This window comes from Streptomyces olindensis (assembly GCF_040645895.1).
GTDB classification, from domain to species: domain Bacteria; phylum Actinomycetota; class Actinomycetes; order Streptomycetales; family Streptomycetaceae; genus Streptomyces; species Streptomyces olindensis.
In genome coordinates this window covers 34,381-48,695 of sequence record NZ_JBEYZD010000046.1, presented here as the reverse complement: position 1 = coordinate 48,695, position 14,315 = coordinate 34,381, and the positions used below count along the sequence as shown (strand labels likewise).

The following is a 14,315-nucleotide window of genomic DNA, read 5'->3' as shown; positions in this document are numbered from 1 at the left end:
CCGGCCAGCGTCGTCCCGTGCCGCCGGGGCCTGTTCTGCGGCGCGTCCGCGCACCGGACGGTTTCAGCGCGCCCTACGCGCCGTACTCGCCCGCCGCACCAACCGCGTAGGCACCAGCGTCGTCCCGTGCTCCGTCCCGTCCTGCCGCATCTTGCTCAGGACCCCCTCCACGCACAGTCGTCCCACCTCGGCGAAGTCCTGGTGGATCGTGGTCAGGGGCGGGAGGAAGGACGCGGACTCGGGGATGTCGTCGAAGCCGACGACGCTGATGTCCTCGGGAACGCGGCGGCCCCGCTCGTGCAGGGCCCGGAGGAGGCCCAGGGCCATCTGGTCGTTGGCCGCGAACACCGCCGTGCAGTCCGGCTCGTCGGCCAGGCGGAGGCCGGCCCGGTAGCCGGACTCGGCCGACCAGTCGCCGCGGACCGGGGGCGGCGGGGTGCGGCCCGCCTCGGTGAGCGTCGCGTGCCAGGCGTTGGCGCGGCGCTGGGCGGCGAAGGAGCCCTCGGGGCCCGCCAGGTGCCACACCGTGTCGTGGCCGAGGTCCAGCAGGTGCCGTACGGCGTCCCGGGCCCCGCCCGCCTGGTCGGTGTCGACGACGGTGTAGCGGTCGCCGGCGTCGGAGTCGGCCACGACGACCTGCACTCCGGGCGGCAGCGAGACCGTCGCCGCGTCGAGCAGGTGGATCTCCATGATGACGATGACGGCGTCCACCGCGAGTTCCCCGAGGCGCGAGAAGGCGCCGTTGACCTCGTCCTGGGTGGGGACGGCCACGGGCAGCAGTGTGACGGCGTAACCGTGCTGGGCCGCGGACGTGGCGATGGCCTCCAGGGTGCGGATGTTGCCCATGGTGGACAGGGAGAAGGTGATCACGCCGAGGGTGCGGAACTCGCCGCGGCGCAGCGCGCGGGCCGCGCTGTTGGGCCGGTAGCCCAGCTCCCGCATGGCGGCCAGGACCTGCCGGCGGGTGTCCTCGGTGACGCCGGGGAAGCCGTTGGAGACCCGGGAGACCGTCTGGGACGACACCCCCGCGAGCTGGGCGACGTCCGCCATGGACGCGCCCTGGCGGGGACGGGCCGCACGCCTTCTCGTCCGGCTCGTGCCCCCCGGCACGCTCTCGCCGTCCACGGTGCCCACCTGCCCCTCGCTGCCCTCGCCGCCCGACTGGCGCGAATTTCGGTCCGGAACGACTCCTTGACCCCTGAGATTCGGACAGTGTAGACATCCCGCCAGTGGATGTTTACGTAAACATTGCCTAGTCGAAATCGTACGAGAAGCCGCCAAACCCGTACCACTCGCACCCCCGTAGGCCCCGATCTCTGTGTCCCGCCGGGACGCGCGGCACGCAGAAGAGCTGGAGTACTCGAGATGGCACACCGCACCCGCAAGAGAAGGCTCCTCGGGGCCATCGGCGTCACCGCGCTGGCGACCGGAACCGTCCTGGCGACGACGACCCTGCCGGCCGCGCACGCCGAGCCCGCGGTCCAGGCCGCCGGGGTCACGGTCCGGCCGGACCCCTCCTACTCGGGGGAGAAGTTCGAGGGCTGGGGCACGAGCCTGGTCTGGTTCGCCAACGCCACCGGCGACTACCCGCCCGCGATCCGCGAGAAGCTCTACAAGCTCCTCTTCGGCGACGAGGGCCTCGCCCTGAACATCGCCCGCTACAACATCGGCGGCGGCAACGCCCCGGACGTCAAGGACTACCTGCGGGCCGGCGGCGCGGTCGAGGGCTGGTGGAAGGCCCCGGCGGGCACCACCCGCGAGGACGTCGACTGGTGGGACGCCGAGGACCCGGCCGACTGGAACAGACACGCCGACAAGACGCAACGCTGGTGGGTCGACCGCATCAAGAAGGACATCACCCACTGGGAGACCTTCAGCAACTCCCCGCCCTGGTTCATGACCGAGAGCGGCTACGTCTCCGGCAACTTCGACGCCGGCAAGGACCAGCTGAAGCCCGAGTCGGTCGAGGACTTCGCCAAGTACCTGGTGGGCGCCACCGAGCGTCTTGAGAAGGCGCACGGCATCAAGGTCGACACGCTCGACCCGTTCAACGAGCCGAACACCAACTACTGGGGCACCAAGCTCGGCCCGGACGGCGAGCCGACCGGCGGCCGCCAGGAGGGCGCCCACATGGGCCCCGAGCTCCAGCAGAAGGTGCTCCGCGCGCTGGCCCCGGTCCTGGAGAAGTCCCGTTCGAACGCGGAGATATCCGCGATGGACGAGACCAACCCCGGCACGTTCGCCACCAACTGGAACTCCTACCCCCAGGAGGTCCGCGACCTGGTCGGCCAGATGAACGTCCACACCTACGGCACCGGCCAGCGCACCACGGTCCGCGACCTCGCGAAGGCCGCCGACAAGCCGCTGTGGATGAGCGAGGTCGAGGGCGACTGGGGCGACGGCCAGAGCTTCACCGACATGCGGCCCGGCCTCGGCCTCGCCCAGCGCATCGTCGACGACCTGCGCGAACTGGAGCCCAGGGCCTGGGTGTTCTGGCAGCCCGTCGAGGACTACGACAACATGAAGCCGGGCGGGGAGTCGGCGAAGGGCGGCAACTGGGGCGAGATCCAGCTCCCGTTCAGCTGCACCTCCAAGGACACCCTGGAGACCTGCCCGGTCTACACGAACACCAAGTTCGACACGGCCCGCAACTTCACGCACTTCATCAAGCCCGGCGACCGGCTGATCAAGACGAACGACACGTCCAGCACCGCGGCGATCTCCCGCAAGGGCGACGCGGCGACCGTCGTCCACGTCAACAGCGCCACCGAGGCCCGCGAGGTCACGCTCGACCTGTCGAAGTTCGGCCGGGTCTCCTCCCGCGCCACCGTCACCCCGGTGGTGACCAGCGCCGACGGCAAGCTGGAGAAGCAGAAGCCCGTCGCGGTCACCGGCAAGCAGGCCACGCTGACCGTGCCCGCCCAGTCGGTGACGTCCTTCCTCGTCAAGGGCGTCTCCGGAGTCGCCAAGGACGCGGCGGAACTGCGCAAGGGCCACACCTACCGCCTGACGGGCGTCCAGAGCGGCAAGGACCTCACGATCGCGGACAACGGCACGGGCCTGGTCATCCGGGGCGCGTCCGCCGACCCGGCCGGCCGGCAGTGGACGGTGGAGCAGATCCGCGGCGCCGACAACCGCAAGCGGTACGTCCTCACCGAGTCGTCCACGGACAAGCGCCTGGCCGTCCGGAACGGCGCGCTGGTGGCGGAGCCCGACGAGGGCCGCCGTGACAAGGCCACCGAGTGGATCATGTCGACGACCGGCGACGGCACCTGGACCCTGGTCAACGCCGCGACCGGCCAACTCCCGGACGTCGGCGGCCAGTCCACGAACGAGGGCGCGTCCGTGGGCCTGTGGCAGCCGAACTCCGGGGCGAACCAGCGCTGGAAGGTGACGGAGGTGACGGGCGGCTAGCACACTCCGCTCAGGGCTCCCTGCGACGCCCCCGCCTGCCACTGCCGAATCGGGGTGGCTGGGCCGGGGCGTCGTGCACGCCTACGGTGCCTTCACGCACCGAGTCGAGTTCGGCGTCGCCTGTGGGTCAGTGGGCCCCTTGGCCACAGCTCACTTCACGGACCCTGCGAAGATCGCCGTTTCCATGTCGTAGTCGGGGGCGACCTCGACCTGGAGGTACGACTCGTCGCGGGGCAGCTGGCAACCGAAGAGCGCGGTGATGGTTCGGCCGGGGCGAAGGTGCGTGGACGGTGCCCCTTCGAGGCCTCGGGCGCTGTCGAAGATCTCGTCGCCCTCCTGTCCTTGCTCTCCGTACTGGCACTGGACGGTAAGGCCTCCTAGGTCCAGGATCTGCGAGGTTTCGTTGACCACTTTGAGGTTGAAGCGGGCATAAGGGGTGTTCGACGGCGAGGCGGTGTCGCTGGAGACGGCACGCGTGATGTCTGTGAGTGACAGTTGCACGCCGTTCTCGTACTTGTAGCTCTCGGTCAGCGTGAGCGTCGCGTCACTCGCCTCTTCGCTCGACGTTTGGGCGTCGTCGGTCGGCGTTGTCGGCGTGTCGGTCGGCGTTGCGGTGACGGTCTCCGTGACCGTTTTCGTGCTGCTCGGAGGTGTGTCGTCTCCGCAAGCCGCGACCGTCACGCCCGTAAGGATTATGGCGACGAGGGCGGCGGTCGTGCGCATGGCGGCCCCCTGATAGTTCGGCTGTCTCCATCATGGACACGCAGGGTGAGGACCGCGAGTCGACGCTGCGCCGCGGGCCGGTGCCGTTCGGACCGCGGCGCCGGTTCCGCTGCCTGGTGGCTGCGCCGGACGACCCCACAGGGGAACAGGCAGAGCCGAAGCCCCTCGAAGCCCTGGCCGTCAAGGTTGAGCACGTCGGTGTGACAAGGGGCGGCCGCTCAGCCACCCTCCCCCGGCGTCACCAGCCCCGCCTCGTACGCCACGATCACCGCCTGGGCCCGGTCGCGTAGTTCCAGCTTGGTGAAGAGGCGGTTGATGTGGGTCTTGACCGTGTGGTCGGTGATGGTGAGTCGGTCGGCGATGTCCGCGTTGGACAGGCCCTGGGCGATCAGGAGGAGGACCTCGACCTCGCGGGCGGTGAGGCGGTCCAGGAGGGTCTTGGGGGTGGTGACCGGGCGGCGGGGGGCGAACTCGGCGATCAGGCGGCGGGTGATGCCGGGGGCGAGCATGGCGTCGCCGGCGGCCACCACCCTCACGGCTTGGAGGAGTTCGGGGAAGGTCGCGTCCTTCAGGAGGAAGCCGCTGGCGCCGGCCGCGAGGGCGTCGAAGACGTACTGGTCGAGGTCGAAGGTGGTGAGCATCAGCGCCTTCGTGGCGCCCTCGGTCTCCCGCAGGATCGTGCGCGCGGCCTGGATGCCGTCCAGTTTCGGCATGCGGATGTCGAGGAGCGCGATGTCCGGGCGGTGGGTGAGCGCGAGGGCGACCGCCTGTTCGCCGTCCTCCGCCTCGCCGACGACGTCGATGTCGCCCTGCGTGGACAGCAGGTTCACGAAGCCGGTCCGGACCACCGCCTGGTCGTCGGCCACGATCGCGCGGATCGGTTCCCCCGCCGTCACTCGTACACATCCTCCGCGAAGCTCTTCGCCCCGGCGCGCACCGGGAGTTCGGCCTCGACGAGGAAGCCGCCCCCGGGACCGGCCGGCCCGCAGGTCAGACGTCCGCCGAGTAGGTTCGCACGCTCCCGCATGCCGCTCAAGCCGTGCCCGCCCGAGACCTGCGGGGACCCCTGGGGGCCCGGGCCGTCGTCGGTGATCCGGATGCGGACCTCGTCGTCCGCGAAGGCGAGGCGGATGCCGACCGCGGCGCCGCGGGCGTGGCGGCGGGCGTTGGTCAGGGCCTCCTGGACGATGCGGTAGGCGGTGAGTTCGAGGGACGGGGGAAGGAGCGGGGGGCGAGTGCCCTCCGTGCGGAGGGTGACCTCCCCGCCGCCCGAGCGGTGGGCCTCCAGCAGCGCGTCGAGGGAGTCCAGGGTCGGCTGCGGAAGGACGGGGGCCTCCTCGGCGGCGTCGTCCGCGCGCAGCACGCTGAGCAGTTGGCGCAGTTCCGTCAGGGCCGAGCGGGCCGAGGCGGCGATCTGCTGGAAGCCGTCGCGGGCGGGCGGGGACAGGTCGGGCGTGGTGTACGTGGCGCTCTCCGCCCGGACGGCGATCACGGACACCGAGTGCGCCACGATGTCGTGCAACTCCCTTGCTATGGCGGCCCGTTCCTGGGCGGCGGCGTGCCGGCGCTCCATGGTGATCAGTTCCCGCTGGGCGGCCTCCCGGGCCTGCCGTGACTCCTCCCGGCTGCGGAAGGCGTCCGCGACGCCGACCGTCGCCACCATGCCCACGGCCAGGACGAAGGACTCCGTGAAGTACGACAGCGAGCCGTCGGCGCCCACGGCGGGCGCCCGGCCTCCGAGGTCGTACACGCCCATCGCCAGGTGGCCCGCGTTGACGAGGAGCGCGCCGGTGATCGCGGCCGTGATCAGCACGGCGGGGTGCAGGACGCGGTGGCGGGCGAGCGAGTAGAGGCCCATGACCCCGGCCACCGCGACCGTCATCAGCAGCTCGGGGCGGAAGAGGAAGTTCAGCAGCGCGGCGGGCACCACCAGGAGTCCGACGCGGGGCTCGCGCCGGCGCCAGAGGAGCGGCGGCACCACGAAGGGCAGGGTCGTCAGGACCGTCGTCGAGGTGATGCGGGAGTGCAGGACCTCGGCCGCGGCCAGGAGGACCAGCAGGACGCCGCTGACGTACGGGTAGCGGGGCGAGCGCGGCCAGGCGGTGGGGCGCAGGGACGGCGACAAACGCATGGGCACATTGTCGGCGGGGGGCGTTCCGGCCGCGTCACCGTACGGGTTGACCCGGGCGCCGGGTGAGTACCACGGGTCGACGCCCAGGATCGGAATCCGGTGTGACGCTTCTCGTCCGCCCCTTGCGAAGACTGGCCGACACGAGTGCCGGGTGACAGGGGGAGCGCGATGCAGGGGCTTTGGCGGGGGCCGGTCGACGTGCCGACCTCCTCGGTGGCGGCCGTGCGTACGCCCCTGCCGCGTACGGCGCCGGTGCCGGTGCCGGTCTCCCCCGTGCCGCCCCGGCGCCGCGGCTCCACCCGGCGCTGGGAGACCACCTGCTGGGCGGCCTGCGCGGTGTTCGCGCTGCTGCTGTGCCTGTGGACGACCATCACGCCGCACCGTGTCTGGGGCGCCTGCGCCGCCGTCGGGTACGGGCTCGCCGGGCTCGTCGCGCACCGCTCCGCACGGGTCTGGGGGCGGTCGAGCGCGGCCGTGGCCGCGGCCGGGTCGGTCCTCGTGCCGCTGGTGTTCCTGATCGCCCGCGGGTGGCGGCAGATGGAGGTCGCGGTTGTGGAGCGGGCCGGCGGCCTGCTGCTGGACTCCGGCACGCCTTACGTGCCTGAACCGGGCCATCTCAGCGACTACAACCCGTACTTGCCGGGCATGGCGCTCTTCGGACTGCCCCGGGCCGTCCTCGGTGACGTCCCGCTCGCGGACGCCCGGGTGTGGTTCGCGGTGGTGTCGCTCGGGGCCATGGGTCTGGCGGCCGCGCTGTGCCGTGGTTCCGGCGGTGCCGGGTTTCCGGACGACGCCCGCCGCTGGCCCACCCCCGTCCACGCCCTCCTCTGGCTCGCCGCCACCCCCGCCGTCGCCCTCCCCCTCGCCGTCGGGGGCGTTGATCTGCCCGTCATCGCGCTGATGTGCCTCGCGCTCGCCCTGGCGGGCCGTGGCCGTCCCGTCGCGGCCGGGCTCGCGCTCGGGGCCGCAGCCTCGCTGAAGTGGACCGCCTGGCCGCTGCTGCCCGTCGGGCTCGCCCTGCTGGCCGTGACCGCCGGGCGGCGGGCCACCGTACGGGCCGGGGCCACGGCCGTGGCGCTCGGTGTGCTCGCCGTGGTGCCGGTCGCGTCGGCCGACCCGGGGGCGTTCGCCGAGCACGTGCTGCTCTTCCCGCTGGGCGAGGGCGGCACCGCGTCTCCGGCGACCAGCCCGCTGCCGGGGCACCTCCTGGCGACCCGGGTGCCGGGCGGCTTCGCCCTGGCGGTGGCGGCGCTGGCGCTGAGCGCGGTCGCGGTGGCCGTGTCCCTAGTGACGCGTCCGCCGCGCACCACCGTCGCCGCGGCGGACCGGCTGGCGCTGGGCCTCGGGATCGCCATGTGCCTGATCCCCGCCACCCGCTTCGGATACGCCGTCTACCCGCTGGTGCTGTTCGGCTGGTTCCGGCTCGCGCCGGCCGGCCGCCGGACGGCACGGCCAGGAGGTGCCGTGCCCACGCGACCCGCCACGCCCCCGGAGACCGGGCGTCCGCTGCGCTGGACGTCCTCCCCGCTGCGCGACCGGGCCACCGCGGCGCACCGCAACCACCTGTTCACCGTGAAGCCGCTGGAGGACTGACCGACCATGCCGCGCACGCTCGTCGTCACCAACGACTTCCCGCCCCGCCAGGGCGGCATCGAGACCTTCGTCCACGCCATGACGGTGCGCTTCCCGGCCGACCGGGTCGCCGTCTACACCTCCAGCACCCCGGGCGACCGGGCCTACGACGCCCGGCTGCCGTTCCCGGTGGTGCGGGACCGCACCCACATGCTGCTGCCGACCCGGCGGGTCACCGCCCGGGCGGTCGAGCTGGCCCGCGCGCACGACTGCGACAGCGTCTGGTTCGGGGCGGCCGCCCCGCTCGGGCTGATGGCGGGCGAGCTGCGCCGCCGTACGGACGTCCGGCGGCTGGTCGCCACCACGCACGGGCACGAGGTGTGGTGGGCGCGCACGCCCGGGGCGCGTGCGCTGCTGCGGCGGATCGGGGCCGGGGTGGACAGCGTCACGTACCTCGGCTCGTACACCCGGGCGCGGATCGCCGCCGCGGTCGGGCCGGAGGCGGCGGCGCGGATGCGGCGGCTGGCGCCCGGTGTCGACGCGGACGTCTTCCAGGGCTCCGAAGCCGCGGGGGCCCGGGTCCGTGAGCGGTACGGACTGGGCGACCGGCCGGTGGTGCTGTGCGCGGCCCGGCTCATTCCGCGCAAGGGCCAGGACACGCTGATACGGGCCCTGCGCCGGGTGCGCGGCAGCATCCCCGGCGCGGTGCTGCTGCTGGTCGGGGACGGCCCGCACGCCCGGGCCCTGCACCGGCTCGCGGTCGAGGAGCGGGTGGCGGACGCGGTCGTGTTCGCCGGCGGGCATCCGCACGAGGAGATGCCCGGTTTCTACGCCGCCGCCCAGGTGTTCGCCATGCCGTGCCGGACGCGTCGCGCGGGCATGGAGGTGGAGGGGCTCGGGATCGTGTTCCTGGAGGCGTCGGCCGCCGGACTGCCGGTCGTCGTCGGCGACTCGGGCGGGGCACCGGACACCGTCCGGGACGGGGAGACCGGATACCTGGTCGACGGCCACGACGTACGGGCGCTCGCCGACCGGCTCGCACTGCTCCTCGGCGACACCGGACTGGCCCGGGACATGGGCCGCAAGGGCCGCGCGTGGGTGCGGCGGGAATGGGGGTGGGAGCGGGCGCACGGGCAGCTGACGTCCCTGCTCGGGGCGGGCTGAGCCGCGGGGGCCGCCGGGCCGGGCACAGGGCCCGCCCCGCCGAAACCGGTGTCGTTCAGGCGCAGTGCGTCAGCCACTTGGCGACGATGGCCGCGCGGCTGCGGACGCCGTGGCGGTCGAAGAGCCGCTGCATGGGGGATTCCGAGCCGGCCGGTCTCCTCGGCCGGGCCTGCCCCGACTTCCTCATCGAACGCCCGGCCTCCGCGGGCGGCGGCACCGTCCGGCCGGCCATGCTCCAGCCAGAGGGCCGCGGGGCGCTGGTGGCGCACCGGGACACCCGGAGAGGTCCCTCGTCACCGCCCCGCGTCGCTGGTTCGGCGCGTCCCGGTCAGGCCGCCGATCTCCAGGGCGTCCACCATCCGCAACGCCCGCGTGAGCGTCTCCGCGATCGACGGCCCCTCCGACCGGTCCGGGCGCAGCGCCCACTCCTCCACGCCGATGCGCAGCGCGGTGTTGAGGACCCCTGCCTCCACCCGGACCGCGAGGTCGTCCGCGGGCCGGCCCGTGCGCTCGGCGATCATCGCGGCGAACGCCGCCTCCGCGTCGTAGTGCGCCTCCAGCCACACCGCCCGCAGCCCCGGCTCGTCACGGCACAGCCGCAGCAGGTCGCCCAGGGCCCGCAGGCCGCGGGCGTCGCCGTCGTCGTGCGGGAAACTCAGGATGGCCTCGGCCAGGGAGCGCTGGTCCCCTCCGGAGTCCCGCAGCCGCTCGGTCAGCAGCTCCAGGCCCGTGGTCAGCAGGGGGCGCACGCACTCCTCCTTGGAGCGGAAGTACCGCCACAGCGTGCGCGTCGACACCCCGGATGCGGAGGCGATGTCCTCCGCGGTGACCGCCGCCACGCCCTTGGCGGCGAACAGCCGGACCGCCTCCTCGGCGATCTCCCTGCGCGTCGCGGCGCGCCGCCGCTCCGTCAGCGGTGGCCGCCCCGTGGCACCACCTGCTCGTCCGGCCATGCGCCCTCCTCGACTTGCCCTGCACACCCTATTTTAGGTCGCACCCTGTCTTGCTGGCGGGAAATGACCGTCTGGCACGCCGCGTCTTTATGTCACGCTGCGACAGAAACGGGTACGCTGCCTGACGCCGCACCGCGACGAGCGAAGGAGCGCCATGGGTGCCACGGGTCTGTCAGGCAAGAGCGTCATCGTCACCGGGGCCGCCTCCGGCATCGGCCGCGCGGCCGCACTGCACTTCGCCGCCGAGGGAGCGAGGGTCGTGGTCGCCGACCTGAACGCGGAGGGCGCCGAGAGCACCGTCGAGGCCATCGAGTCCGCGGGCGGCACTGCCGTCGCCGTCCCGGGCGATCTGAGCGACGGCGCGGTGGTGGACGCGGTCGTGGCCGCCGCGACCGGCACCTTCGGCGGCATCGACGTCCTGGTCAACAACGCGGGCGTCATGGACAGCATGTCCGCCGCGGCGGACGTCACCGACGCCGAGTGGGAGCGGGTCCTGCGCATCAACCTCACGGCCCCGTTCCTGCTGACGCGCGCCGCCCTGCCCCACATGATCGCGGCCGGTGGCGGTGCCGTCGTCACCACCGCGTCCGAGGCGTCGCTGCGCGGCAGCGCCGCGGGCACGGCCTACACCGTCTCCAAGCACGGCGTGCTCGGGCTCACCCGTTCCCTCGCGGTGATGTACCGGGACCAGGGCATCCGCGCCAACGCCATAGCCCCGGGCGGCACGGCCACCGCCATCACGGCCGACGTGCACATCGACCCCGAGGCCCACGGACCGGCCGTCATCGGCCGGCACTTTGTCAACATGGGCCGGCTGTGCGAGCCGGAGGAGCAGGCCGCCGCCATCGTCTACCTCGCGTCCGACGCGGCGAGCGGCGTCAACGGCGTGATCCTGCCGGTGGACAACGCCTGGGCCGCCGTCTGACCGCCCAGGCCCGCACGTCCCCATCCTTCCCCCCGCCGGAGAGCCACGAGAAGAAGAGGACCCCCATGTCCACCCCCCACCCCCCGCTCGACTTCGACCCGGAGGCCCTGCGCGCGCGGTACCGGGCCGAGCGCGACCGGCGGATCCGGCCGGACGGCAACCGCCAGTACCGGCGCACCACCGGCGAGTTCGGCCACTTCGACGACGACCCGTACGCCGAGCCCGGGTTCAGCCGGGAGCCCCTGAACGACCACGTCGACGTGGTGGTCGTCGGCGGCGGCTTCGGCGGACTGCTCACCGGTGCCCGGCTGCGCCAGGCGGGCGGCCTGCGAAGCATCCGGATCATCGAGAAGGGCGCCGACTTCGGCGGCACCTGGTACTGGAACCGCTACCCGGGCATCCACTGCGACATCGAGTCGTACGTCTACCTGCCGCTGCTGGAGGAACTCGGCTACGTCCCGAAGTGGAAGTACGCGCCGGGCGAGGAGATCAGGGAGCACGCCCGGGCGATCGCACGCCACTTCGACCTCTACCGCGAGGCCTGCTTCCGCACCCAGGCGCGCGAACTGCGCTGGGACGAGGGCGAGTCCGTCTGGATCGTCACGACCGACCGCGGGGACCGCATGACCGCCCGGCACGTCGTCGTGGCGACCGGGCTGCTCAGCCAGCCCAAACTGCCCGGCATCGAAGGCATCGAGACCTTCAAGGGCCACATGTTCCACACCAGCCGCTGGGACTACGACTACACCGGCGGCGACGCGAACGGCGGTCTGACGAAGCTCGCCGACAAGCGCGTGGCCCTCATCGGCACCGGCGCCACCGCCATCCAGGTCGTTCCCCACCTCGGCCGGGACGCCCGGCACCTGTACGTCTTCCAGCGGACGCCCTCCTCCGTGGACGTGCGCGGCCAGCGCCCGACGGACCCCGAGTGGGCCGCCTCGCTCCGGCCCGGCTGGGCCCGGCGGCGCCGGGACAACTTCCTCGCGGTCGTCACCGGCGCCCGCACCGACGAGGACCTGGTCGCCGACGGCTGGACCAGCAGCGCCCGCCTCCAGCAGAAGCTCATCCCGAGCGACGGCTTCGCCGGTCTCGCGCCCGAGGAGCGTGAACGGCTGGAGGAGATCGCCGACTTCCAGAAGATGAACGAACTGCGCGCCCGCGTCGACGCGATCGTCCGCGACCCGGAGACGGCCGAGAAGCTCAAGCCCTGGTACCGCTACATGTGCAAGCGGCCCACCTTCAGCGACTCGTACCTGGAGACCTTCAACCGGCCCGACGTGACGCTCGTCGACACGGCCGACCACGGGGGCGTCGAGCGCTTCACCGAGAGCGCGGTGGTGGCCGGCGGCGTGGAGTACGAGGTCGACTGCGTCGTCTTCGGCACCGGCTTCGAGGTCGGCGTCTCCGGACTGCTGTCCGGGCAGCTCCCCGCGTACGGCAGGGACGGGGTCGCCCTGCTGGACGCCTGGCGGGCGAGCGGCCCGAAGACCCTGCACGGCTTCTACAGCCGGGGTTTCCCCAACCTGTTCATGCTCGGCTCGGTGCAGAGCGCCAGTTCCGTGAACTACGTGCACGTCCTGGACGAACAGGCCACGCACGTCGCCGAGGTGATCGCCGAGGCCCGCCGGCGCGGTGCCCGCCGCGTGGAACCGGCGGCCGGGGCGCAGGACGCCTGGGTGGCCACGATCCGCGAGAAGTCGGTCGACCTGTTCACGTTCCAGTCCGAGTGCACCCCCGGCTACTACAACGCCGAGGGCATGCCGAGACCGCGCGGCGAGTCGTACGGGGACGGCCCGATCGCCTTCTACGAGCTGATCCGGCGCTGGCGTGCGGAGGGCGGCATGGACGAGGTGCTGGGCTCATGACGCCGTGGCGGGGCGAGCGCCTCAACCGGCCCAATCCGCTTCAGGGTTCCAACGGCGTCGCGTTCGGCCCGGACGGGCGGCTGTACGTCGCGCAGTTCCTCGCGGGGCGGATCAGCGCGGTGGACCCGGCCACCGGTGACGTCGAGGTCGTGGTCCCGGCGGACGGCCCGGTCCGGTCGCCCGACGACCTGGCGTTCGGGGCGGACGGCTCGATGTACATCGCCGACCTGGTCCCCGGCCGGGTGTGGCGCCGCGGCCCCGACGGGGAGTACGGCCTGGTCTCCGACGAGGTGAAGGTGCCCAACGGCATCACCTGCGTCGGCGACCGGCTCTTCGTCAACGAGATGCGGATGAACGGCCGTCTGCTGGAACTCTTCCCCGGCGGCGGCGACCCGGTCGTCCTCACCGACGGCCTGGCCTTCGGCAACGCGATGCAGCTCGGCCCGGACGGCTGCCTCTACTACCCGCACATGATCAGCGGGCAGGTCTGGCGCATACCCCCCGACGGCGGGGTGCCGGAGGTCGTCGCCGAGGACGTGCACGAGCCGGTCGCGGTCCGCTTCGACCTCGGCGGCGTCCTGCACGTCCTCTCGCGCGGCCCCGAGGGCATCGTCACCCGCGTCGACCTGCACGGCGGCGGCTCCCGCTCGCTCGTGACCAGCGGTGTCACGGGCCTGGACAACGCCGCGTTCGACGCGGAGAACCGCATGTTCGTCTCCAGCTTCGCGAGCGGCGGCATCACCGAGCTGCACCCCGACGGCCGCACCCGGCCCGTCGTACCGCGCGGCCTGGACGGCCCCTACGGTGTGACGATCGACCTCGGGGGCACGGTGTACGCGGCGGACCACTACCGCGTGGCCCGCCCGGAACACCCCGCCGAGGACGGCTCGGACGACGTGGCCACGGAGATCCTCCGGCCGTTCTTCCACGGCATCACCGCCGACGGCGGCCTCCTGCACACCACGTCCCAGTACGGCACGGTCCAGACCTACGACCCCGCCGACCGGTCCACGCGCCTGCGGGCGGCCGGCCTGGACCAGCCGCTCGGCATCGCGGCCGGGGCCGACGGCACGCTGGTCGTCGCCGAGACGGGCGCCGGCCGCGTCCTGGCGGTCGACGCGTCCGACACGGTCACCGTCCTCGCCGAAGGCCTCGGACACCCCGTGGACGTGGCCCTCGACGCCGACGGGCGCTGCTACGTCAGCGACGACCGGGCCGGGGCCGTGCTCCGGATCGACGACGGCGAGCCGGTGGTCGTCGCCGACGGCCTCGGCGCCCCGGAGGGCCTCGCCGTCCACGGCGACGCGCTCTTCACCGTGGACACCGGGCACCGCCGCCTGTGGTCGCTCTCCCTGACCACCGGCGAGAGGCGCGTCACGGCCGAGGACCTGCCGGTCGGCCGGCCGCCGGGGACCGCGCACGGCCCCGCCCCGGCCCTCTTCACCCACGGCGTCCCCGGCCTCGCGCCCCGGTTCGCGGGTCTCGCGGCGGCCCCGGACGGCTCGCTGCTGCTGTCGGCCGACGCGGAGGGCACGGTGCTGCGGCTGACGCCGGACGCTTAAGGCCCT

The 14,315-nt window shown here is 73.2% G+C and carries 12 protein-coding genes; 6 read left to right on the top strand and 6 right to left on the bottom strand.

All coding sequences use genetic code 11. The features are described from left to right. Positions 1-63: 63 nt before the first annotated feature. Positions 64-1,050 (bottom strand): LacI family DNA-binding transcriptional regulator, encoded by a 987-nt coding sequence (locus tag ABZ948_RS27010; protein ID WP_359763669.1) that lies wholly within the window; start codon positions 1,048-1,050, stop codon positions 64-66. A 315-nt stretch (positions 1,051-1,365) separates the two neighbouring features. Between ABZ948_RS27010 and ABZ948_RS27005 the strand changes: the two genes are divergently transcribed. Continuing rightward, positions 1,366-3,414: an RICIN domain-containing protein gene (locus ABZ948_RS27005; RefSeq protein ID WP_359763667.1), complete on the top strand. Its 2,049-nt coding sequence runs from the start codon at positions 1,366-1,368 to the stop codon at positions 3,412-3,414. A 150-nt stretch (positions 3,415-3,564) separates the two neighbouring features. Here the strand turns inward: ABZ948_RS27005 and ABZ948_RS27000 are convergent, their stop codons facing one another. From ABZ948_RS27000 to ABZ948_RS26990, 3 genes are all read right to left on the bottom strand, one after another. Then, positions 3,565-4,137 carry a hypothetical protein gene (locus tag ABZ948_RS27000; protein WP_359763666.1) on the bottom strand — a complete coding sequence of 191 codons (573 nt, stop codon included), beginning with the start codon at positions 4,135-4,137 and terminating at the stop codon, positions 3,565-3,567. 218 nt (positions 4,138-4,355) lie between these two features. Next, entirely contained in the window at positions 4,356-5,033 is a 678-nt protein-coding gene (locus ABZ948_RS26995) for a response regulator (protein WP_359763664.1), read from the bottom strand. Next, a complete protein-coding gene (locus ABZ948_RS26990; protein ID WP_359763662.1) occupies positions 5,030-6,268 on the bottom strand; it encodes a sensor histidine kinase in 1,239 nt (412 codons plus the stop codon). The genes ABZ948_RS26995 and ABZ948_RS26990 overlap by 4 nt, the downstream gene beginning before the upstream one ends. Before the next feature lie 168 nt (positions 6,269-6,436). Between ABZ948_RS26990 and ABZ948_RS26985 the strand changes: the two genes are divergently transcribed. Together ABZ948_RS26985 and ABZ948_RS26980 are read left to right on the top strand one after the other, a co-directional pair. Next, on the top strand, positions 6,437-7,861 hold the full coding sequence (locus ABZ948_RS26985) for a glycosyltransferase 87 family protein (protein WP_359763661.1): 1,425 nt from the start codon (positions 6,437-6,439) through the stop codon (positions 7,859-7,861). 6 nt (positions 7,862-7,867) lie between these two features. Continuing rightward, positions 7,868-9,004: a glycosyltransferase family 4 protein gene (locus ABZ948_RS26980; protein ID WP_359763659.1), complete on the top strand. Its 1,137-nt coding sequence runs from the start codon at positions 7,868-7,870 to the stop codon at positions 9,002-9,004. 55 nt (positions 9,005-9,059) lie between these two features. On the opposite strand, the gene ABZ948_RS26975 is transcribed toward ABZ948_RS26980, so the two are convergent. Both ABZ948_RS26975 and ABZ948_RS26970 read right to left on the bottom strand, forming a co-directional pair. Then, positions 9,060-9,191 carry a hypothetical protein gene (locus ABZ948_RS26975; RefSeq protein WP_359763658.1) on the bottom strand — a complete coding sequence of 44 codons (132 nt, stop codon included), beginning with the start codon at positions 9,189-9,191 and terminating at the stop codon, positions 9,060-9,062. 106 nt (positions 9,192-9,297) lie between these two features. Further along, positions 9,298-9,957 carry a TetR/AcrR family transcriptional regulator gene (locus ABZ948_RS26970; RefSeq protein WP_359763656.1) on the bottom strand — a complete coding sequence of 220 codons (660 nt, stop codon included), beginning with the start codon at positions 9,955-9,957 and terminating at the stop codon, positions 9,298-9,300. Positions 9,958-10,111: 154 nt separating this feature from the next. On the opposite strand from ABZ948_RS26970, the gene ABZ948_RS26965 reads away from it, so the two are divergent. The 3 genes from ABZ948_RS26965 to ABZ948_RS26955 all read left to right on the top strand — a co-directional run bounded on the left by ABZ948_RS26965 (position 10,112) and on the right by ABZ948_RS26955 (position 14,309). Further along, positions 10,112-10,882 carry an SDR family NAD(P)-dependent oxidoreductase gene (locus ABZ948_RS26965; RefSeq protein WP_359763655.1) on the top strand — a complete coding sequence of 257 codons (771 nt, stop codon included), beginning with the start codon at positions 10,112-10,114 and terminating at the stop codon, positions 10,880-10,882. A 65-nt stretch (positions 10,883-10,947) separates the two neighbouring features. Further along, positions 10,948-12,747: a flavin-containing monooxygenase gene (locus tag ABZ948_RS26960; protein WP_359763654.1), complete on the top strand. Its 1,800-nt coding sequence runs from the start codon at positions 10,948-10,950 to the stop codon at positions 12,745-12,747. After that, complete coding sequence (locus ABZ948_RS26955; RefSeq protein ID WP_359763652.1) at positions 12,744-14,309, top strand: SMP-30/gluconolactonase/LRE family protein; 1,566 nt, start codon at positions 12,744-12,746, stop codon at positions 14,307-14,309. The genes ABZ948_RS26960 and ABZ948_RS26955 overlap by 4 nt, the downstream gene beginning before the upstream one ends. The last annotated feature ends 6 nt before the right edge of the window (positions 14,310-14,315 follow it).